General features: G+C 72.8%; 17 protein-coding genes and 1 pseudogene. 16 read left to right on the forward strand and 2 right to left on the reverse strand.

The window, feature by feature from the left end; translation table 11 throughout:
• The 6 genes from dacB to folE all read left to right on the forward strand — a co-directional run.
• Positions 1-718: D-alanyl-D-alanine carboxypeptidase/D-alanyl-D-alanine-endopeptidase (gene dacB, locus ACMA1D_RS18765; protein ID WP_414725149.1), on the forward strand; the 718-nt coding region annotated here is incomplete at its 5' end.
• A 154-nt stretch (positions 719-872) separates the two neighbouring features.
• Positions 873-2,006 carry a zinc-dependent metalloprotease gene (locus ACMA1D_RS18770; RefSeq protein WP_414725150.1) on the forward strand — a complete coding sequence of 378 codons (1,134 nt, stop codon included), beginning with the start codon at positions 873-875 and terminating at the stop codon, positions 2,004-2,006.
• A gap of 180 nt (positions 2,007-2,186) precedes the next feature.
• The gene (gene tilS / locus ACMA1D_RS18775; protein ID WP_414725151.1) at positions 2,187-3,731 is read left to right on the forward strand and encodes a tRNA lysidine(34) synthetase TilS; all 1,545 of its coding nucleotides are present in this window, start codon (positions 2,187-2,189) and stop codon (positions 3,729-3,731) included.
• A 59-nt stretch (positions 3,732-3,790) separates the two neighbouring features.
• Entirely contained in the window at positions 3,791-4,330 is a 540-nt protein-coding gene (gene hpt / locus ACMA1D_RS18780; RefSeq protein WP_349996615.1) for a hypoxanthine phosphoribosyltransferase, read from the forward strand.
• Between the two features lie 235 nt (positions 4,331-4,565).
• The gene (gene ftsH, locus ACMA1D_RS18785; RefSeq protein WP_414725152.1) at positions 4,566-6,596 is read left to right on the forward strand and encodes an ATP-dependent zinc metalloprotease FtsH; all 2,031 of its coding nucleotides are present in this window, start codon (positions 4,566-4,568) and stop codon (positions 6,594-6,596) included.
• 308 nt (positions 6,597-6,904) lie between these two features.
• Positions 6,905-7,510, forward strand: a complete 606-nt coding sequence (folE, locus tag ACMA1D_RS18790; RefSeq protein ID WP_414725153.1) for a GTP cyclohydrolase I FolE — start codon at positions 6,905-6,907, stop codon at positions 7,508-7,510.
• Between the two features lie 186 nt (positions 7,511-7,696).
• Here the strand turns inward: folE and ACMA1D_RS18795 are convergent, their stop codons facing one another.
• Positions 7,697-8,836, reverse strand: coding sequence for an alpha/beta hydrolase (locus ACMA1D_RS18795; RefSeq protein WP_414725154.1), 1,140 nt, complete (start codon positions 8,834-8,836; stop codon positions 7,697-7,699).
• A 153-nt stretch (positions 8,837-8,989) separates the two neighbouring features.
• Between ACMA1D_RS18795 and ACMA1D_RS18800 the strand changes: the two genes are divergently transcribed.
• The 6 genes from ACMA1D_RS18800 (at position 8,990) to ACMA1D_RS18825 (ending at position 14,568) form a co-directional block, all read left to right on the forward strand.
• Entirely contained in the window at positions 8,990-10,969 is a 1,980-nt protein-coding gene (locus ACMA1D_RS18800; protein ID WP_414725155.1) for a phosphatidylglycerol lysyltransferase domain-containing protein, read from the forward strand.
• A gap of 127 nt (positions 10,970-11,096) precedes the next feature.
• Positions 11,097-12,170: a dihydropteroate synthase gene (gene folP / locus ACMA1D_RS18805; protein ID WP_414725156.1), complete on the forward strand. Its 1,074-nt coding sequence runs from the start codon at positions 11,097-11,099 to the stop codon at positions 12,168-12,170.
• The gene (locus ACMA1D_RS18810; protein WP_414725157.1) at positions 12,167-12,655 is read left to right on the forward strand and encodes a nuclear transport factor 2 family protein; all 489 of its coding nucleotides are present in this window, start codon (positions 12,167-12,169) and stop codon (positions 12,653-12,655) included. The genes folP and ACMA1D_RS18810 overlap by 4 nt, the downstream gene beginning before the upstream one ends.
• A gap of 392 nt (positions 12,656-13,047) precedes the next feature.
• Entirely contained in the window at positions 13,048-13,407 is a 360-nt protein-coding gene (folB, locus tag ACMA1D_RS18815) for a dihydroneopterin aldolase (RefSeq protein WP_414725158.1), read from the forward strand.
• Positions 13,404-13,997 carry a 2-amino-4-hydroxy-6-hydroxymethyldihydropteridine diphosphokinase gene (gene folK / locus ACMA1D_RS18820; RefSeq protein ID WP_414725159.1) on the forward strand — a complete coding sequence of 198 codons (594 nt, stop codon included), beginning with the start codon at positions 13,404-13,406 and terminating at the stop codon, positions 13,995-13,997. The genes folB and folK overlap by 4 nt, the downstream gene beginning before the upstream one ends.
• A gap of 82 nt (positions 13,998-14,079) precedes the next feature.
• Positions 14,080-14,568, forward strand: coding sequence for a DUF3180 domain-containing protein (locus ACMA1D_RS18825; RefSeq protein WP_414725160.1), 489 nt, complete (start codon positions 14,080-14,082; stop codon positions 14,566-14,568).
• 94 nt (positions 14,569-14,662) lie between these two features.
• Here ACMA1D_RS18825 and ACMA1D_RS18830 read toward each other — a convergent pair whose 3' ends face one another.
• Positions 14,663-15,823 (reverse strand): ABC transporter ATP-binding protein, encoded by a 1,161-nt coding sequence (locus tag ACMA1D_RS18830; RefSeq protein ID WP_414725161.1) that lies wholly within the window; start codon positions 15,821-15,823, stop codon positions 14,663-14,665.
• A 159-nt stretch (positions 15,824-15,982) separates the two neighbouring features.
• Here ACMA1D_RS18830 and ACMA1D_RS18835 point away from each other — a divergent pair, with 159 nt between their 5' ends.
• The 4 genes and pseudogenes from ACMA1D_RS18835 (at position 15,983) to ACMA1D_RS18850 (ending at position 20,482) form a co-directional block, all read left to right on the forward strand.
• Positions 15,983-16,720, forward strand: coding sequence for an ABC transporter permease (locus tag ACMA1D_RS18835; RefSeq protein ID WP_414725162.1), 738 nt, complete (start codon positions 15,983-15,985; stop codon positions 16,718-16,720).
• A gap of 5 nt (positions 16,721-16,725) precedes the next feature.
• Positions 16,726-17,289 (forward strand): annotated as a pseudogene (locus ACMA1D_RS18840) (ABC transporter permease); the annotation flags it as partial.
• A gap of 195 nt (positions 17,290-17,484) precedes the next feature.
• Entirely contained in the window at positions 17,485-18,411 is a 927-nt protein-coding gene (locus ACMA1D_RS18845; protein ID WP_414725210.1) for an ABC transporter substrate-binding protein, read from the forward strand.
• A 133-nt stretch (positions 18,412-18,544) separates the two neighbouring features.
• Positions 18,545-20,482, forward strand: a complete 1,938-nt coding sequence (locus ACMA1D_RS18850; RefSeq protein WP_414725163.1) for a hypothetical protein — start codon at positions 18,545-18,547, stop codon at positions 20,480-20,482.
• The last annotated feature ends 137 nt before the right edge of the window (positions 20,483-20,619 follow it).

A 20,619-nucleotide genomic window follows, 5' to 3' on the forward strand; every position in this document is an offset into this window, starting at 1 on the left:
CGACCACGAGCCCGACCACGAGCCCGACCACGAGCCCGACCACGAGCCCGACCACAAGGCCGACGGCAAAGGCGACGGCAGGGACGACCACGAAGGCGCCCGCAAGCCCGACCGCGGCAAGCGGGCCACCGCACCCGGTGCGGCCGACGCCCGCCGGACCACCCTCGCCAGCGTCCGCTCGCAGCCGCTGTCCGCCCTGGTCGAGCGGATGCTCACCAACAGCGACAACGACATCGCCGAGGCGCTGGCCCGGCACACCGCCCGGGCCAGCGGCGAGCCGGCCAGCTTCGCCGGGGCGCAGCGGGCCGTCACCGCCAGGCTGCGGGAGCTCGGCGTCCCGGTGGCCGGGGCCCGCTTCGCCGACGGCAGCGGCCTGGACCGGGCCGACCGGGTCTCGGCCGCGACGCTCGCCCAGGTCCTGGTGCGGGCGGCCGACCCGAACCGCCCGTCCCTGCGCCCCGTACTCACCGGACTCCCGGTCGCCGGCTTCACCGGCACGCTGCGCGACCGCTATCCGCAGGACTCGGTGGGCCGCGGCGTCGTACGGGCCAAGACCGGCACCCTGACCGGGGTCAACACGCTCGCCGGGACCGTCGTGGACGCCGACGGCCGGCTGCTGACCTTCGCCTTCCTCACCGAGGGCAGCACCGACCCGGCCGCCGCCCAGCGGGTCCTCGACCGGCTGGCCTCCGCCGTCGCCAACTGCGGCTGTCGCTGACCCGCCGCGCCCCGGCCGCGGCGCCGTCGCGTACCCGGTACGCGACGGGACCGCAGGCCACCGGGGGTGCGCGGGTCGCGCGGCGGATGTCCGTCAGGCGAACGGAAACATCGTTCGCTACCCCACACGGGGAAGGCCCACGTACCGTGAAGCCATGACGAGCATCGGTGGTGTCGAGATGGTCGACTGGAACCTCGCGGTAGCGACCGCGACCCGGTTCGCGCGGTCGGGTCCCGAAGTGAGCCAGGACGAGGCGCGGACGGTGGTCCAGGAGCTGCGCCGGCACGCCAAGGCGTCCGAGGAGCACGTGCGCGCCTTCACCCGGATGGCGCCGGCCGCCGACGCGGACACCCCGGTCCTGGTCGTGGACCGGGCCGGCTGGGTGCGGGCCAACGTCGAGGGGTTCCGTGCGGTGCTCGGCCCGCTGCTCGACAAGATGCAGAGCCGCCGCGCCAGCACCCCGGGCGGCGCCGTGCTCGGCGCCGTCGGCGGCAAGGTCACCGGCGTCGAACTGGGCATGTTGCTGTCGTTCCTGTCCTCCCGGGTGCTCGGCCAGTACGAGACGTTCGCACCGCCCAGCCGCGACCTGCCGGGCGGCGCGGGCGGCGGCCGGCTGCTGCTCGTCGCCCCCAACATCGTGCACGTCGAGCGCGAACTCGACGTGGCCCCGCACGACTTCCGGCTCTGGGTGTGCCTGCACGAGGAGACGCACCGCACCCAGTTCACGGCCGTGCCCTGGCTCCGGGACCACCTGGAGTCCGAGATCCAGGCGTTCCTCGGCGAGACCGACGTGGACCCGGCCACCCTCCTTGAGCGGCTGCGCGAGGCCGCCCAGTCGCTGACCGGAAACCGTCCCGAGCATCCCGACGGCGGCCCGGCCGAGCGCGGCGGGCGCAGCATCGTCGAGCTGGTGCAGACCCCGGCGCAGCGTGACATCCTGGCCAGGCTGACGGCCGTGATGTCGCTGCTCGAAGGCCATGCGGACTTCGTGATGGACGGCGTGGGCCCGGCCGTGGTGCCCTCGGTCGCCGAGATCAGGGAGAAGTTCCAAAAGCGCCGGGCCAGCGGCGCCGGCCGGCTCGACCAGGCGCTGCGCAAGCTGCTCGGCCTCGACGCCAAGCTGCGCCAGTACCGGGACGGCGAGCGGTTCGTACGGGCCGTGGTGGACGAGGTCGGCATGGACGGCTTCAACCGCGTCTGGACCTCCCCGAACACCCTCCCCACCAAGGCCGAGATCCACAAACCGGCGGACTGGGTCGCGAGGGTGCACCGTAGGGCAGAGTCGTAGCGCACGCACGCCAGGAGGCAGGAGAACGCTCACTTCATCACTCGTCTGAGGGACCCTCGGCAACGGGTAGGCGTGCGATGCTCGGGTAACAGCTCGGCTCTGTCACCATCTACATACTTAGCGTGACTGGAGCCCGCGTGGCTCCCGAGGCACCCCCCGAATGAAAGATGGGAAACGGACATGGGTCCCCATCCAGCGGTCGCCGCGATACGCCTGGCGGTTCGCCGCGTACTCAACGACCTCATCAACGACGTCGACCTCCACCCCACACCCCGCCCCGCGCCCGCCGCGTTCGGCCGCCCGCGCGCCGCGCACGGCCAGACCGCCGGGCCCGACGCGCACCACGGCGGGTCCCCCACCGCCGCGCACGGCACCGGCACCGGCGACCCGGCGGGCGCCCGCAGCGCGCCGGTCCCGCAGCCGTCGGTCGGTGGCCGGCCGGCTGCCGACCCGCGCCCCCTGATCCTCGTCGCGTGCTCCGGCGGCGCCGACTCCATGGCGCTCGCCTCCGCCCTCGCCTTCGAGGCACCCAAGCTCGGCCTGCGGGCCGGCGGCATCACCGTCGACCACGGCCTGCAAGAGGGCTCCGAGGTGCGCGCCGCCGAGGTCTGCGAGCGCCTCGCCGCGCTGCACCTGGACCCCGTGGAGGCCGTGACGGTGGCCGTCGGGCGCGACGGCGGCCCCGAAGCCGCCGCCCGCGACGCCAGGTACGCGGCGCTCGACCACGCCGCCGAGCGGTACGGCGCCAGCGCCGTCCTGCTCGGCCACACCCGCGACGACCAGGCCGAGACGGTCCTGCTCGGGCTGGCCCGCGGCTCCGGCACCCGCTCGCTGTCCGGCATGGCCGTCGTCTCCGGCGAGGGCGGGCGCTACCGCCGCCCCTTCCTCCACCTCGACCGACAGACCGCGCGCCGCGCCTGCCTGGCCCAGTCGCTGCCGGTCTGGGACGACCCGCACAACGTCGACCCGGCGTTCACCCGCTCCCGGGTGCGCCACGAGGCGCTGCCCGTCCTGGAGAAGGCGCTCGGCAAGGGCGTCGTCGAGGCCCTGGCCCGTACGGCGCAGCTCTCCCGCGACGACGCGGACGCGCTGGACGCCTGGGCCGCCGAGGCCGAGGCCGCCGCCCGCGCCGTCCGCCCCGGCGTCGGCAGCCGCGCCACCGTCACCGCCCAGGCCACCCCGCTGCGCCCGGCCGCCGCACCCCCGGCGGCCCGCTCCGGCGCCCCCGCCCGCCCCGCGGTGACCACCGCCCCGGCCGGCGCCGGCGCGCGATCCGGTGAGGCCACCCCGGACCGGATCGCCACCGACACCATCGCCACCGAGACCCTGGACGCCCCCACCCCCCAGGCGCCCACCGCCGTGCCCGCACCGCCCTCCCGTGCGGTCGCCGCCGACCCCGCCAACGCCCCGGGCCCGCGCGGCCCGCTCACCCGCTCCAGGGCCGGCGTTCACCCCGACGGCCCCGCCCCCGTTCCCGCCGAGCCGGCCGGCGTCATCGACTCCCTGGACACCTCGGCCCTGCGCGACCTGCCGGCGGCCGTGCGCCGCCGGGTGCTGCGCCGCGTCGCCATCGCGGCCGGCTCGCCCGCCGGTTCCCTCTTCGCCCGACACATCGAAGAGGTCGACCGGTTGATCACCAGTTGGCACGGTCAGCGCGCCATCAACCTGCCCGGCCGCATCGAGGTGCAGAGGCAGGGTGGCAGACTGGTCATCCGGCAGGGCTGATCCGCCCGAGCCTGGTAAGCGGGAAACAAGCGAGAGTGGCGCGGGTGGACGACAAGGACATGGGCACCGACCTCCAGTCGGTGCTCATCACCAAGGAAGAGATCGACGCGAAGCTGGCTGAGCTGGCCGCCCAGATCGATGCGGAGTACCAGGGCAAGGACCTGCTCATCGTCGGCGTGCTCAAGGGCGCCGTGATGGTCATGGCGGACCTGGCGCGGGCCCTGTCCACCCCCGTCACCATGGACTGGATGGCGGTGTCGTCCTACGGCGCCGGCACCCAGTCCTCCGGGGTGGTGCGCATCCTCAAGGACCTGGACACCGACATCGCGGGCCGCGACGTACTGATCGTCGAGGACATCATCGACTCCGGTCTGACGCTGTCCTGGCTGCTGTCGAACCTGGGCTCGCGCGGCCCGGCCTCGCTCAACGTGGTCACCCTGCTGCGCAAGCCGGAGGCGGCCAAGGTGGACATCGACGTGAAGTGGATCGGCTTCGACATCCCGAACGAGTTCGTCGTGGGTTACGGTCTGGACTACGCGGAGAAGTACCGCAATTTGCCCTTCGTGGGCACTTTGGCGCCGCACGTCTACGGCGGTTGACCGGCCCATCGGCGGCCGAAGGGCCCGGCGGGAACCGGTCATCGTTTCCCGCCGTTGAAGCATGGGAAGGCCATTTCGTTAACCGCCCGTGGCGGCGCCTGGTGACAATGCTGGGGTACCGTCCGAAGGTCAGTCTTTTCAGACCGAGTAAAACACCGTACGCACAAGCAGCCCTCGCCAGAGGGTTCCGTGCCTCACTGTGGCAGGAGGGACGGGGCGAATCCGCCCCGTATGGATGGACGTGAAGCGCTACTTCCGTGGGCCGGTCATGTGGATCGTGCTGGCCGTCCTCGCCGTGGTCGTGTTGATGCAGGTCGTCGGTTCGTCCGGCGGCTACAAGTCGGTGGACACCAGCGAGGTCGTCAATGCGATCGACAAGAACCGAGTCAAATCCGCAGAGCTGACGACCGGCGACGAACACAAGATCAAGATTCAGCTCAAGGACGACGAGGAGAAGATCTCCGGGAGCCGTAAGCTCCAGGCGAACTACATCGGCGACCAGGGCGTCCGGATCGCCACGACCCTTCAGGCCAACGCCGAGAAGGACCAGATCCCCGACGGCTACACGGTCTCCCAGTCGAAGCAGAATCCGTTCATCGGCATCCTGCTGTCGCTGCTTCCCTTCGTGCTGATCGTCGTCGTCTTCCTGTTCCTGATGAACCAGATGCAGGGCGGCGGCTCCCGAGTGATGAACTTCGGGAAGTCGAAGGCCAAGCTCATCACCAAGGACACCCCGAAGACGACGTTCGCCGACGTCGCGGGGTCCGACGAGGCGGTCGAGGAGCTCCAGGAGATCAAGGAGTTCCTCCAGGAGCCGGCGAAGTTCCAGGCCGTCGGCGCCAAGATCCCCAAGGGCGTGCTGCTGTACGGCCCCCCCGGCACCGGCAAGACGCTGCTCGCGCGGGCCGTCGCCGGCGAGGCGGGCGTCCCGTTCTACTCGATCTCCGGCTCCGACTTCGTCGAGATGTTCGTCGGTGTCGGTGCCTCCCGTGTCCGTGACCTGTTCGAGCAGGCCAAGGCGAACGCCCCGGCCATCGTCTTCGTCGACGAGATCGACGCCGTCGGTCGCCACCGCGGCGCCGGCATGGGCGGCGGCCACGACGAGCGCGAGCAGACCCTCAACCAACTCCTGGTCGAGATGGACGGCTTCGACGTCAAGGGCGGTGTGATCCTGATCGCCGCGACCAACCGGCCCGACATCCTGGACCCGGCGCTGCTGCGCCCGGGCCGGTTCGACCGGCAGATCGCGGTGGACCGCCCCGACATGCAGGGCCGTCTTGAGATCCTCAAGGTGCACCAGAAGGGCAAGCCGGTCGCGCCCGACGTCGACCTCCAGGCCGTCGCCCGGCGCACCCCCGGTTTCACCGGTGCCGACCTGTCGAACGTGCTGAACGAGGCGGCGCTGCTGACCGCCCGTAGCGACAAGAAGCTGCTCGACAACCACGCCCTCGACGAGGCGATCGACCGTGTCGTGGCCGGCCCGCAGAAGCGGACCCGGATCATGAGCGACAAGGAGAAGAAGACCACCGCGTACCACGAGGGCGGGCACGCCCTGGTCGCGGCGGCCTCGCCGAACAGCGACCCGGTGCACAAGGTCACCATCCTCTCCCGCGGCCGAGCCCTCGGGTACACGATGGTGCTGCCGGACGACGACAAGTACTCCACCTCGCGCAACGAGATGCTCGACCAGCTCGCGTACATGATGGGCGGGCGCGCGGCGGAGGAACTGGTCTTCCACGACCCGACGACCGGTGCGTCCGACGACATCGAGAAGGCCACCCGCACGGCCCGCGCGATGGTCACCCAGTACGGCATGACCGAGCGGCTCGGCGCGATCAAGTTCGGTTCCGACAACTCCGAGCCGTTCCTCGGCCGCGACATGTCGCACCAGCGTGACTACTCGGAAGAGGTCGCCGCGCTGGTCGACGAAGAGGTCAAGAAGCTCATCGAGAACGCGCACAACGAGGCGTGGGAGATCCTGGTCGAGAACCGGGACGTGCTCGACAACCTGGTTCTGGCCCTCCTGGAGAAGGAGACGCTGAACAAGGAGGAGCTGGCGGAGATCTTCTCCACCATCGTCAAGCGCCCGCTGCGTCCGGCGTGGACCGGCTCCTCGCGGCGTACGCCCTCCACCCGGCCGCCGGTGCTCTCGCCCCGCGAGCTCGCCCCGGCCAACGGTGCGGCGTCCACCACGAGCATCGCCAAGGGCGGCACGCCCGAGGACTCGGTGGACCTGCAAGACGAGCCGCCGCGCGGTGATGTCTGAGGCAGCGCCGCCCGCGCGGTGACGTCTGAGGCAGCGCCGCCGCGCGGTGAGGTCTGAAGTTTGAGGGCCGCCGGGGACGGGTCGTAGGACTCGTACCAGGGCGGTCAGCACCGGGGTCGGCCTGCGGGCCGGCCCCGGTGGCGTTCGTCACGGTGGCCGATGTGGACCGGTCCCGGAATGAAGACCGCGCCCCCCAGGTTCTAGCCTGGGGGCGCGGCTTTTTTGTATGGAGGCGCGGGCTGGCCCCGCCCGTCAGGCCGTACGGCGTGCACGACGGCACGGCACGAGCGAGGAACGAGGCAACGCCCATGACCGACCCGGTCACTTTGGACGGCAGCAGCAGCATCGGCGAGTTCGACGAGAAGCGCGCCGAGGGCGCGATCCGCGAACTGTTGATCGCGGTCGGCGAGGACCCGGACCGCGAGGGGCTGCGGGAGACGCCCGCCCGGGTGGCCCGTGCCTACAAGGAGATATTCGCCGGTCTGTGGCAGGAGCCGGAGGACGTGCTGACCACCACGTTCGACCTGGGTCACGACGAGATGGTGCTGGTCAAGGACATCGAGGTGTTCAGCACCTGCGAACACCACCTGGTGCCGTTCCGGGGCGTGGCGCACGTCGGGTACATCCCGTCCGGCGACGGCAAGATCACCGGCCTGTCCAAGCTGGCCCGGCTGGTGGACGTCTACGCCCGCCGGCCGCAGGTCCAGGAGCGGCTGACGACCCAGATCGCGGATTCGCTGATGCGGATACTGGAGCCGCGCGGGGTGATCGTCGTCATCGAGTGCGAGCACATGTGCATGTCGATGCGGGGCATCCGCAAGCCCGGCGCGAAGACCCTGACCTCCGCGGTCCGCGGCCAGCTCCGCGACTCGGCCACCCGCTCCGAGGCGATGAGCCTGATCATCGGCCGCTAGCGGCCGACTGCTGCACCCCGGTCTGCCGGCCGGCTCAGGGTTACGCGCGTACGGCGCCGGGCTCGGGGCCGGCCGCTTTCGGTGGGGTGGGGAATCGCCCGGTGGTGGCCGGGACGGTCCGGCGGGATTCGGGTCGGCCCGGCGTGGCGCGGGGCCCCGGCGTGGCGCGGGGCGGCCCGGCGGGGTTCAGGAAGGGGAGGCGGGGGATTCCAGACGGCTGCCGAGCCAGGTCAGGGTGCCGGAGACCTCGCGCCGCCAGGTGTTGAAGTTGTGGCCGCCGCTGTCGAGCAGGATCGATGAGATCCGGGTCGGCTCACCGGCCTCGTTGAGCCGCTTGACCTTGTCGATGAACTTCAGCGTGTCCTTGTAGTTGTGCTCGCCCTTCTTGCTGCTGGTGACCAGCAGTGACACCGGCGGCGCCGGCTTGTGGTCGAGCCGCCACATCAGGTTGTTCTCGCGTTCGAGCTGCTTGCTGCCGCCGAACAGGTCGCCGGTGGTGCGGTCGATGGGCGCCTTGTACGAGGGGGAGAGCCCGGCCCCGGCGGAGAACGCCTCGGGGTGGCGCATGGCCATCTTCAGGGCGCAGTAGCCGCCGGTCGAGTTGCCGACGACTCCCCAGTGCTTGGCGCCCCGGCCTATTCGGTAGTAGGCGGATATCGCCAGTGGCAGGTCCTTGGTGAAGAACGTCTCGGTCTGCGGGCCGCGCGGCACGTCCACGCACTCGGTGTCCCGCGGCGGCGCCACCGTCGGCCGCAGCATGACCAGCACCATCGGCTGCATCTTGCCCTGTTTGACCAGCTTGTGCGCGGTCTGCGGATAGCGCAGGCCGTTGATCAGCGCCTCTGCGGTGCCCGGGTAGCCGGTCAGCACGACCGCCGCGGGGAAGCGCCGGTCCGGCTGGGTGAAGTACTGGGGCGGCAGGTACACGTACGCGGGGCTGGCGATCTTCGACGTGGGGCCCTGCACGGTGATCTTCTCGATGCGCCCGCCGAGCCGGGCCTTGTCGCCGCCGGGGACGTTGACCTTGCGGGTGCTGATGACCTTGACCCGCTTGTGCGCCGGGGTGTCGTGGTCGACGACGACGCCCGGGGTGTCCTCGGTGCCGAACAGGTCGGCCCACGACCCGTAGAAGCCGAACGTCTGGTTCGCGAACAGGCCGATCGCGCAGAACACCGAGAGCTGGGTGACCAGCAGGGTGCCGACCCGCCCGATGACGGCCCACGGGGTGCGCCCCGCCAGCCGTGGCCACAGCCAGACCGTCGCGGCGAAGAACAGCACGGCGGCGATGACGGCGAACGTCACGACCAGGTTGCTGGTGAGACCCATGGCGAACTTTCTACGAGCGACCGGTCACCCGGGCCGCGGGAGGGAACCCCGTGCGGTGAATCTCCGTCCTAGAGGGCGCACATTTGACGAGATTTGACGAGAGCTGTGACCAGCGGGCAGCAGATCCTCTTGACAGGGGCGACGGGAAAGTACATGTCTGCAAGGCAAGACGGTGAAGAGTCCAAAGTGGTTGCCACCCGGTTGCGACGTGTGGCCCAGGGGCCGAGGCCCGAGACCGTTCCCTCCGTGATCGGCACCGCCTGTGCGCTGATCGGCCTGCTCGACATCGCCGCGGGCGTCTTCCCGCGCTTCCGCCACAGTTGGGTGCACTCCGTGGCGGAGATCCTGCCGGGTGCGGTCAGCCCGCTGGCCGCCGCCGCCTCGATCGTGGTGGGCGTCCTGCTCCTCATGCTCGCCCACGGCCTCAAGCGGCGCAAACGACGGGCCTGGGTGGCGGCGACCGCCCTGTTGCCGGTCGGCGCCGCGGCGCAACTGATCTACCGGCACTCCATCACGGGTGTCGTCCTGTCGCTGGCGCTGCTCGCGGTGCTGCTGCGGCACCGGGGCGAGTTCGCGGCGCTCCCCGACCCGCGCACCCGGTGGAAGGCGCTGGCCAACTTCGTCCTGCTGGGCGGGGCCAGCGCCGCGCTCGGCCTGGTCATCGTCGGCTCGCACCCGGGCAAGGAGGTCGGCGCCCCCTCCTTCACCGACCGGTGCCAGCACGTGCTGTGGGGGCTGATCGGCTTCGAGGGCCCGGTGGACTACACCGGCGGCGTGGACTACACGGTGGGGTACTCGCTCGGCGCGCTCGGCCTGCTGACCGTGGTGACCACCGCGTACCTGGCGTTCCGGCCCGAGGAGCCGGCCGCCCGGCTGACCGCCGAGGACGAGGGGCGGCTGCGGGAGCTCCTTGAGCGGCACGGCGGGCGGGACTCGCTCGGCCACTTCGCGCTGCGCCGCGACAAGGCGGTGGTCTTCTCGCCCAGCGGCAAGGCCGCCGTCTGCTACCGGGTGGTCTCCGGGACGATGCTGGCCAGCGGCGACCCGGTCGGCGACGTGGAGGCGTGGCCGGGCGCCATCGAGTGCTTCATGGCGGAGGCGAAGGCGCACTCGTGGACGCCCGCCGTGATGGGGTGCAGCGAGACCGGCGGCCAGGTCTGGACCCGGGAGACCGGGCTTGACGCGCTGGAACTCGGCGACGAGGCGATCGTGGACGTCGCGGACTTCACGCTGAGCGGGCGTTCGATGCGCAACGTGCGGCAGATGGTCGGCCGCATCCAGCGCAACGGCTACCAGACCCGGGTGCGGCGCGTCTCCGAGCTGGACCAGGACGAGCTGCGGCAGATCCAGCGGGCGGCGGCCGACTGGCGCGGCACCGACACCGAGCGCGGGTTCTCGATGGCGCTGGGCAGGATCGGCGACCCGAACGACGGCGACGCGGTGATCGCCACCGCCCACCGCGCGGACGAGGCGGACGAGGGGGCGGCCGGTGGCCCGTACGGGGATCTGAAGGCGGTGCTCCACTTCGTGCCGTGGGGCCGGGACGGGATGTCGCTCGAACTGATGCGGCGGGACCGGTCGGCCGACCCGGGCATGAACGAGCTGCTGATCGTGGCCTCCCTCCAGGCCGCGCCTGAGCTGGGCGTCAAGCGGGTCTCGCTGAACTTCGCGATGTTCCGCTCGGCGCTGGCCCGCGGCGAGCGGCTGGGCGCCGGGCCGGTGCTGCGCGGCTGGTGCGGGCTGCTGCTGTTCCTCTCACGCTGGTTCCAGATCGAGTCGCTGTACAAGTTCAACGCGAAGTTCCAGCCGCGCTGGGAGCCGCGCTTCGTGGTCTTCCGCAACACCCGTGACCTGCCGCGCATCGGCCTGGCCGCGATGCAGGCCGAGGGCTTCGTATCGCTGTCCCTGCCGCGCCCGCGGTGGTGGCGCGGGGGTTCCGGTTCCGCGTCCGGCGGGGGCTCGTGCGGCACCGGCGCGGACGGCTGGGAGCTGGCCGCCGCCGGCAGCGGGCAGCGCGGCCGGAGCTCGGACGCCCGGGCCGCGGCCGTACGACCCGCGGGCGCGGGGCACACCGGCGGCCCCGGAGTGCCGGTCGGGGCCGGGGCCGGGACGCCCGGCGGGGCGGCGAGCTAGCGGCGGCGAGCGGGCCGCGACGGGGCGCCCCGGTACGCGCCGGGGCCCGGGTTGCGCCGGTCCCGGGCGCCGGAGCGGGGCGGGCCGCCCCGGGCGGTCGGCGAGGCGGGCAGCCTAGGCTGGAGGCATGAGTACGTTGCGTGAGGGCGGTGGCCGGCGGGGGATCGGCGGGTTGGTCGGGCTGCCCGAGTGGGACCGGTGTGCCGTGATGGGCGTGGTGAACGTCACGCCCGACTCCTTCTCGGACGGCGGCCAGTGGTTCGACACCGAACTGGCCGTCAAGCACGGCCTCGACCTCGTCGCCAGCGGCGCCGACCTGGTGGACGTGGGCGGCGAGTCCACCCGCCCGGGCGCGGCGCGCGTCGACGAGGCGGAGGAGCTGCGGCGGGTGGTGCCCGTGGTGCGGGAGCTGGCCGCGGCCGGGGTCGTCGTCAGCGTGGACACGATGCGGGCGACCGTCGCCGAACAGGCCGTACGGGCCGGTGCGGCGCTGGTCAACGACGTGAGCGGGGGCGGCGCCGACCCGGCGATGGTGCCGATGGTGGCGGCGGCCGGGGTGCCGTTCGTGGTGATGCACTGGCGCGGCCAGTCCATCGACATGAACAACCGGGCGGTCTACGCGGACGTGGTCGGCGAGGTGGTGGCCGAGCTCACCGAGAGCCTGGAGCGCGCGGTGGCCGGCGGCATCGAGCCCGACCGGATCGTCCTCGACCCGGGCCTGGGCTTCGCCAAGAACGCCGACCACGACCTGGAGCTGGTCGCGCACCTGGCGCGGCTGCGCGGGCTCGGCCGGCCGCTGCTGGTCGCCGCCTCGCGCAAACGGTTCCTCGGCCGGGTGCTGGCCGGCGGCGCCGGCAGCCCGCCGCCGGCCAGGGAGCGGGACGCGGCGACGGCCGCGGTCTCCGCGCTCGCGGCGCGCGAGGGCGCCTGGGCGGTCCGCGTGCACGAGGTGCGGGCCAGCGCGGACGCGGTGCGGGTCGCGCAGGCGATCGAGCAGGCGGGGCGGGCCGCTGCGGAGCGCGGCGCGGGGGTGGCCGGGACGGCGGGCGCCGGTGGCGAGCGCGCCGGCGACAGGGGCGCGGACGGGGCAAGGACGGAACAGGTGAGGACGGCGCAGGCCGGGGCAGGCGGAACGTGCGAGGCGAACGAGGCGAACGAGGTGGGTGGGGTCGGCGTGGCCAACGCAGAGGGAGCGGTGTGACTTCCCGTACGGACAGCGAACTGGTGGAACTGGCGAACACCGCCCTCTACGAGGCGATGGAGCGCGGGGACGCCATGGCGCTCAGCCGGATGTGGCTGGACGACGACGTGAGCTGCGTGCACCCGGGGTGGCCGGTGCTGCGCGGGCGCAGCGAGGTGCTCCGCTCGTACGCGCTGATCATGGCGAACACCGAGTACATCCAGTTCTTCCTGACGGATGTGGAGGTGTCGGTGCTCGGCGACACCGCGCTGGTCACCTGTACGGAGAACATCCTCAGCGGCGGCCCGGCCGAGGAAGAGGGCACGCTCGGCCCGCTGGTGGGGCAACTCGTGGTGGCCACCAACGTGTTCCGGCGCAGCCAGGACGGGTGGAAGGTCTGGTCGCACCACGGTTCGCCGGTGCTCGCCGAGAGCGATGACGCGGACGGCCCCGGCAGTGGCCCCGACGACGGGATCGGCGGCAGCCCGGCCGACCTGGGCGACTGACGCGGGCGCCACGACGCTGCCCGTACGGGAGCGGTCGGAGGCGGTTGAGCCATGCCCGTACGGGAGCGGTTGAGCCCTGCCCGTAAGTGTCCGTACGGGAGCGGCGGAGCCCTGTCGCGTACGGCGTGGGGGGCGGGGTCAGCGGCGCGTGCTGGTTCACTCGTTCGAGCTGTGTAGTGGGCGGGTAGGGAGTGGAGGCACGGCGGCCGGGGGGTGTTCCCCCGGTGTTCACCTAGCAGTTCGGCGCCGTGCTGTCCATAGCCCCCACGAGCGGGTGCTGTCGGTGCTCGCAGGTAGATTCGATAACGGGGGTATGACTCAACCCGTGCAGGGAGGGCGGCGCCGGCCGTGGTCGGGGTCGTCCACACCGACGACAAGCTGGAGTGATTCGTGTGGATCGTGTCGCGCTGCGCGGCCTGAAGGCCCGTGGGCACCACGGCGTGTTCCCCGAGGAGCGCGAGCGGGGCCAGACGTTCGTCGTGGACGTGGTGCTCGGTCTGGACGCCCGGCCGGCGGCTGCCGACGACGACCTCACGAAGACCGTGCACTACGGGATCGTGGCCGAGGAGGTCGTGGCCGAGGTGAGCGGCGAACCGGTCGACCTCATCGAGACGCTCGCCGAACGGATCGCCCAGAAGTGCCTGGCCCACGCCGCCGTGCAGGAGGTCGAGGTCGTCGTGCACAAGCCGGAAGCCCCCATCACCGTTCCCTTTGACGACGTGACCATCACCATCACGCGGAGCCGAGTATGAGCAGCAGCGACCCGACCGTGCAGCCCGTTCCCGCCTCCGTGGTGGAGCAGGTGGACGCCGCCGACGTGACCCTGAGCAACCCGAAGTGGGCGGTGATCTCCCTGGGCAGCAACCTGGGCAACCGCCTGGAGACCCTCCAGGGCGCCGTCGACGCCCTGGAGGACACGCCCGGCCTGCGGGTCAAGGCCGTGTCGCCGGTGTACGAGACCGAGCCGTGGGGCGTGGACCCCGGCTCCCAACCCACGTACTTCAACGCGGTGGCGCTGATCAAGACGACGCTGCCGCCGTCCTCGCTGCTCGACCGGGGGCAGGCCATCGAGGAGGCGTTCGAGCGGGTGCGGGACGAGCGCTGGGGCCCGCGCACGATCGACGTGGACATCGTGACGTACCAGGACGTCGTCTCCGACGACCCGGTGCTCACGCTGCCGCACCCGCGCTGTCACGAGCGCGCCTTCGTTCTCGTACCGTGGCACGACGTGGAGCCGGAAGCAGTGGTTCCGGGGCGCGGTGCGGTGGCCGAGCTGCTGGCCGCGGTGGACCGGGCGGGCGTGGTGCCGCGGGCCGATCTGGAACTGCGGCTGCCCGAGTAGGCGTTGAGGTAGCTGGTGCCGGCGCGGGAGCGCGCGGGTGCCGGTGGAAGGGCTGTGGACGACGATGAGGGGCGACCGCTCGGTGAAGCAACTTCGAATCGGGGTGTTGGTCGGGCTCTTCGTCGTGGCCGGCGTGCTGTCGTGGGCGGGGGCGCGGCTGTGGGACTCGCTGGACACGCTGCCGAGCGTGCCGCTCGCGGCGCCCATCGTGCTCGCGCTGATCGCCGTCGTCCTCGGCGCCACCGGCCTCTCGCTGCGCTCCCGGCTCCAGGCCCAGCGCGAGCGGCGGCCCGGCGCCAAGGGCGTCGATCCCCTGGTCGCGGCCCGTGCGGTGGTCTTCGGCCAGGCGAGCGCGCTGGTCGCCGCGCTGGTCTCGGGGATGTACGGCGGCGTCGGCCTGTTCCTGGTGCTCACCGAACTCGACGTGCCGGCCCGCCGCGACCAGGCGATCTACGCCGGTGCGTCGGTGGTCGCCGGCATCGCGGTGGTCGCCGTGGCGTTCTTCCTTGAGCGGGTCCTCAAGCTTCCCGAGGACGACGAGAACGACCCGCGGGGCGCGTCCCGGGCGTGACCCGCTAGGCGCCCCGCGGGCCACACCGCGCGGGGGCGTCGGCGCCGACCTGCATGTTCGCGGTCGGCTGGCCGACGCGCCCGCGATGGTCTGGTTACGCGTCAGCGATCGTCTGGAGTTCCACGTCCGCGCGCGGGATGTCCTGGGCGTCGGCGTCGATGGAGCGGCGCAGTGCCTCGTGCAGCCGGGCCGGGGTCAGTACGCCAAGGAAGCGGTCGCCGTCCAGGACCGCGATCCAGCCCGCGTCGTGCTGGAGCATGGTGCTGAACGCCTGCTTGAGCGAGGAGCCGACCGGCAGCCACGCCTCCATGCGCCGGGCGTGCTCGCCGACGGTGCCGCCCGCCGCGGCGGACGCCGCGTCGGCCACGATCCAGCCGTGCAGGTTGTCCCGGTCGTCCAGGACGACGGCCCACCGGGCGCCCTCGGCCGTGAGCCGGGCCGCGGCCTTCGGCAGCGGGTCGTCCAGGTGCACCACGGGCGGCTGTTCCAGGTCGCCGGGCTCGATCGGGGTGACGGTGAGCCGCTTGAGGCCGCGGTCGGCGCCGACGAAGTCGGCCACGTACGGCGTCGCGGGCGCGCCGAGCACCGTGGCCGGGGCGTCGAACTGCTCGATCCGGCCGCTGCCGTAGACCGCGATCCGGTCGCCGAGCCGCACCGCTTCCTCGATGTCGTGCGTGACGAACAGGACGGTCTTGCGGACCTGTTCCTGAAGGCGCAGGAACTCGCTCTGGAGGTGTTCGCGCACGACCGGGTCGACCGCGCCGAACGGCTCGTCCATCAGCAGCACGGGCGGGTCGGCGGCGAGCGCGCGGGCCACCCCGACGCGCTGCCGCTGGCCGCCGGAGAGCTGGTCGGGGTAGCGGTCGCCGTAGACGGACGGGTCGAGTCCGACCAGGTCGAGCAGTTCCGCGGCGCGCTCCCTGGCCTTGGCGCGCTGCCAGCCGAGCAGGTGCGGGACGGTCGCCGTGTTCTCCAGGACGCTCTTGTGCGGGAAGAGGCCGACCTGCTGGATGACGTACCCGATGCGGCGCCGGAGCGTCACCGGGTCGATGGTGGCGATGTCCTCGCCGTCCAGGAAGATCTGACCACTGGTCGGCTCGATCAGCCGGTTGACCATCTTCATGGTGGTGGTCTTGCCACAGCCGGACGGCCCGACGAGCGTGACCAGCTCACCCTCCGCGACCTCGAAGGACAGGTCGTCCACCGCGGTGGTCCCATCGGCGTAGCGCTTGCTGACGTGCTCGAAGCGGATCATGGGTCCCCATTGTCGCCGTATTCGTTGAAGAACATATTGCGCTCTCGTGGCGGTAGGGCTCGATTGTCAGTGCCCGGGGTTAGGGTCGCCAGGCATGGGACCGGCGCGTGGCCGACGCGTGGGGCATGGGTTGGGCGCGCGCGGGGGAGGTGGGCGGTCATGAGTGCGAAGGGCTGCCTGGCAGCGAACGAGTGGATCTGCGGCGAGTACGTGCGCTCGCGCAGTCAGGAGCTGACGGACGCGACGGTGCAGCACGTGTGGATCACCGCCGTCTCGGTGGGCATCGGGCTGCTGGTGGCGTTCCCGCTGGCGCTGCTGGCCCGCCGCTGGCGGGCCGCGGCCGGGCCGGTGCTCGGCCTGACGACGGTGTTGTACACGGTGCCGTCGCTGGCCATGTTCGCGCTGCTGATGCCGGTGTTCGGGGTGTCGGCCGCGGTGGTCGTCACGGGCCTGGTGCTCTATTCGCTGACCGTCCTGGTGCGGAACGTGCTGGCGGGGCTCGAATCGGTGCCGGACGACGCCCGCGAGGCGGCCCGCGGCATGGGGTACGGGCCGGGCCGGCTGCTCATCGAGGTGGAGCTGCCGCTGGCGCTGCCCGCGCTGATGGCGGGCGTGCGGATCGTGACGGTCTCCACCATCTCGCTCACCACGGTCGGCGCCATCGTCGGCTTCGGCGGCCTGGGCAACCTCATCTACGACGGCATGGACAGCTTCTTCAAGGCGCAGGTGCTGACCGCGTCGGCCATCTGCGTGCTCCTCGCGGTCGTCGCCGACGTGCTGCTGCTCGGCGTGCAGTGGCTGCTGACGCCCTGGACCCGCGGGCGCGGGCGGGCCGGCGGCGGGGGCGGGACACGGATCGGGACCCGGCGCGTGGCGCGCGCCGCGAAGGCGGGCTGAGGACGATGGACGAGATCACCGGCGCCTGGGACTGGCTGACCACCGGCGCCAACTGGGCCGGCAGCACCGGGGTGTGGCACCGCCTCGGCGAACACCTCTACCTCTCGGCGGTGTGCCTGCTCATCTCCTGCGCCATCGCCCTGCCGATCGCGCTGTACCTGGGCCACATCGGCAAGGGCGGCGCGCTCGCGGTCAACATCTCCAACGCCGGCCGCGCGGTGCCCACCTTCGCGGTCCTGGTGGTGCTGATGCTCACGCCGCTGGGCAAGCACGGGGACCTGCCGACCATCATCGCGCTGGTGCTGTTCGCGGTGCCACCGCTGCTGACCAACGCGTACGTGGGGATGCGCGAGGCCGACCAGGACGTGGTGGAGGCCGCGCGCGGGATGGGCATGTCGGGCTGGCAGTTGCTGGGCCGGGTGGAGCTGCCGCTGGCCTTCCCGCTGATCATGACCGGGGTGCGGTCGGCGGCGGTGCAGGTGGTGGCGACCACCACGCTGGCGGCGCTGCCCGGCGGCGGCGGGCTCGGCCGGATCATCACGGCCGGCTTCAACACCTACAACTCGGACCAGGTGGTGGCCGGCGCGGTGCTGGTCGCCGGGCTCGCGCTGCTGGTCGAGGGCGTGCTGGTGGTCGCCGAGCGGCTGCTGAGCCCGGTGCCGCGGCCGGTGCGGGCGGCGAAGCGGCGGGCCGAGCGGGAGCGGCGCGCGGAGGAGCGGCTGGCCCCGGCGACGGCGGTGAAGTTCGCGGCGGGCGGCACGGCCGTGGTCGTCGCGCTGGGCGCGGTGGTCTTCGGGTACGGGGGCAAGAGCCTGGAGGCGTCCTCGGCCAGGGGCGGCGGGGGCAAGGGCTCGGTGGTGGTCGGATCGGCGGGCTTCACCGAGTTCAAGATCATGGCCGAGTTGTACGCACAGGTCCTGGACGACGCCGGTTTCAACGCATCGATCCAGCCACTGAAGGCCCGCGAACTGTACGCACCGGCCCTGGAGAAGGGCCAGATCGACGTGGTCCCGGAATACGCGGCGACGCTCGCGGAATTCCTCAACGCGAAGGTGAACGGGCCGGACGCGCCGGCGGAGAAACCCGTCGCGTCGGATGACACGGACAAGACCGTCGCGGCGCTCAAGAAGCTCGCCGAACCGCGCGGACTGAAGGTCCTTTCGGCCGGTGACGCCATCGACCAGAACGCGTTCGCGGTGACCAAGGAGTTCGCCGCGAAGCACAACCTGTCCACCCTCTCGGATCTCGGCGCGGCGAAAATCAAGATCAAATTGGCCGCGGGTGACGAGTGCACCCAACGCCCCTTCTGCGCACCCGGTCTGGAGAAGACGTACGGCATCGACGTGACCGAGGTCGACCCCAAGGGCGTGGGCACCGTGCAGTCCAAGCAGGCGGTCAAGGACGGCACCGACGACATGCTGTTGACCACCACCACGGACGCCACGCTCGACGACTTCGACCTGGTGCTGCTGAAGGACGACAAGGGCCTGCAAAACGCCGACAACGTGCTTCCCGTGGTGAACGCGAAGGACGCCGGCAGCGCCAAGCTGGAAGCCGTACTCGACAAGCTCACCCGGGTCTTGACGACCGAGGACCTGGCGACGATGAACCGTGCGGTGGACGCGGATCGGGAGAAGCCGGCAGACGTCGCGAAGGACTATCTCAAGAAGAAGGGATTGCTGGCGAAGTAACCGGGAGGGAACAGATTCCGGGGCGGGCAGCGGAGTGCAACGTACGCACGGTAAGTTTCAGGCCATGCCACGTGGACGCCATCGTCATTCCCCGCCTCTGCACCGGCTGCTCCCTCCGCTGACCGTGGCAGGCGTGTCAACCGCCTGTGCCGCGGCGGCCTGGCTGGTCGGTGAGCCCCTCCTCGTCCGTTCGCTCGCCACGCTCGCCGCGGTGACCGCGATCGTCGGGGCCGTGCTGCTGCGCCGCTGGGACAACGCTGCGGGCAAGCGGGTAGCCGACCTCAACAGCGCCCGGCTGCGGGACGAGTGGCGGGCCGAGGAACGCGTGGCCGAACTGGAGACGGGCGCCGAGCAGGCCCGTGCGGTGCGCAACAAGCTGGAGGGCAAGCTGCGCGCCCGGCGCGCGGAGTTGGCCCGGCTGCGCAACGAGCACGCCGCGCTGCTCCGCCGCTACGCCACCGCGGAGACCGCGCGCGCCAAGACGTTGGAGGACCGCCGCCGGCTCGCCGTCGGCTCCCCCCGGGACGAGGTGGAGCCCGCGTCCGCTGAGGCGTCCGCGGACCTGTCTGCCGACGCGCAGGCCGGCGCCGCGGTCGGCGCGCGGGAGGCCCGCGGCGCGGCCCGCCGTTCGGCCGCGGCGCTCCCGCCCGCGGCTGCGCGTGCGGCGGACGCTAGCGGGGCCGCGCGGTCGGCCGAGTCCGACGAGGCGGCTGAGCCCACGGAGGCCGTTGAGCCTGCTGAGCTCGCCGGGTCCGTAGTGCGGCTCGGGCCCGCCGCGTACGAACAGGCAGCGGCGGCCCTGCGCGACTTCGCCCGCAACGCGGCGCGTCAGCGTGCGGAGGCGGAGGCGGATGCGGCTGCGGTGGCCGTAGCCGGACCGTCGGACGTGGCTGGTGCGGCCGGTGTGGCCGGTGACGTCGATGTTGTCGATGGCGCCGGCGCCGTCGCGGCTGGTGACGTGCCCGTCGAGTCGGCTGCCGAACGGTCCGACGGGCCGTCTGCCGGGCTCTCCGACGGGGTTGCTGACCGGGCGGCTGACGAGTCCGGGGCGGCGGGCGGCGCCGCCACGACCGTTCCGGCGTCCGATGCGGCGCCCGTGACCGGTGGGGACGTCCCGGCGGCGGCCGGTGCGGGGCGGCTGCCCGGTGCGATGCCGGCCCTGGTCGAGCGCCCGGACGCCCCGGCGGCCACGGCTGGCGCCGCGGACCAGGCCGGCCCTGACCAGCGCGCCCAGGACGAGCAGCGCGCCCAGGGCGAGCAGAACGAACAGGGAGAGCAGGGCGAACAGACCGAGCGTGATGAGCGCGGTGGCGTCGCCCCGGCGGCGCGGGTGCGGGTGGAGCCGGCCGCCGCGGTGGTCCCGGCCGTCGCGCCCGCTGCCGCCGCGCCCGTGGTGCGGCCCGCGACGTCCGGCCCGGTGCCGCCGGTTCCGCCGACCGGTATCCCGCCGGTGCCGCCGGCCATGGTGCCGCCGCGCACGGCACCGGCTGCCGCGGTGGCGCCGGCCGTCGCCGTGGTGCCCGCGGTGCACGCCCCCGCCGCGCAGGTGCCCGTACCGCCCACCGGAGTCCGGCAGGTGACGGGCCCGCAGTTCCCCACCGGGCAGGCGCCGGCGGCGGGCGCGGGGCAGACCACCGCCCGGCCGACCGAGGCGACCGCGCCGACCGCGTCGGAGCACAGCCGGGCCGAGGCCCCGGCGGGCCCGCCGGCTGCGGCAGCGCCCGCGCCCGCGGCAGCGCCCGTACCCACCGCAGCGCCCGCGCCCACCGGGCAGCAGGCACCGGCGCGGCGCGCCCCGCAGCATCGGCCCGCCTCCCGGGCCGTCGGTGGGTTCGACTTCTTCGGTACGGCGACGGCGCAGGAACCGCCCGCCGCGCTGGAGGACGACCTCGCGGACGTGGTCGGCGCGGAGGCGATCGCGGACCATGTGGCGCACGCCCAGGACGCCCCGGTCGCCCCCGAGGCGGCCGAGGAGCAGACCGCGGCCGACGGCGAGGGCGTCATCGACCTGACGGCGCACGACGAGACCGAACAGATCGACATGGCGGAACTCCGCGGCGCCATCTCCTGACGCCGTACCCCGCACGCCGGCCCGGACCTCAAGGAGGCCCGGGCCGGCGGCGTTTCGGGCGTTGCGAGAGCCGTCCGGCGGACCGGCCCGGGGGCCCGTAGGGCCTCGTACGGCCCGGGGCCGCGCAGCCCCCGGCC

This window comes from Streptomyces sp. 796.1, assembly GCF_047525675.1.
GTDB lineage: Bacteria > Actinomycetota > Actinomycetes > Streptomycetales > Streptomycetaceae > Streptomyces.

Coding starts and splice junctions, on each gene's coding strand:
- ACMA1D_RS18770 (WP_414725150.1), top strand. CDS start 873: ATGACGAGCATCGGTGGTGTCGAGATGGTCGACTGGAACCTCGCGGTA.
- tilS (WP_414725151.1), top strand. CDS start 2,187: ATGGGTCCCCATCCAGCGGTCGCCGCGATACGCCTGGCGGTTCGCCGC.
- hpt (WP_349996615.1), top strand. CDS start 3,791: ATGGGCACCGACCTCCAGTCGGTGCTCATCACCAAGGAAGAGATCGAC.
- ftsH (WP_414725152.1), top strand. CDS start 4,566: ATGGACGTGAAGCGCTACTTCCGTGGGCCGGTCATGTGGATCGTGCTG.
- folE (WP_414725153.1), top strand. CDS start 6,905: ATGACCGACCCGGTCACTTTGGACGGCAGCAGCAGCATCGGCGAGTTC.
- ACMA1D_RS18795 (WP_414725154.1), bottom strand. CDS start 8,836: ATGGGTCTCACCAGCAACCTGGTCGTGACGTTCGCCGTCATCGCCGCC.
- ACMA1D_RS18800 (WP_414725155.1), top strand. CDS start 8,990: ATGTCTGCAAGGCAAGACGGTGAAGAGTCCAAAGTGGTTGCCACCCGG.
- folP (WP_414725156.1), top strand. CDS start 11,097: ATGAGTACGTTGCGTGAGGGCGGTGGCCGGCGGGGGATCGGCGGGTTG.
- folK (WP_414725159.1), top strand. CDS start 13,404: ATGAGCAGCAGCGACCCGACCGTGCAGCCCGTTCCCGCCTCCGTGGTG.
- ACMA1D_RS18830 (WP_414725161.1), bottom strand. CDS start 15,823: ATGATCCGCTTCGAGCACGTCAGCAAGCGCTACGCCGATGGGACCACC.
- ACMA1D_RS18835 (WP_414725162.1), top strand. CDS start 15,983: ATGAGTGCGAAGGGCTGCCTGGCAGCGAACGAGTGGATCTGCGGCGAG.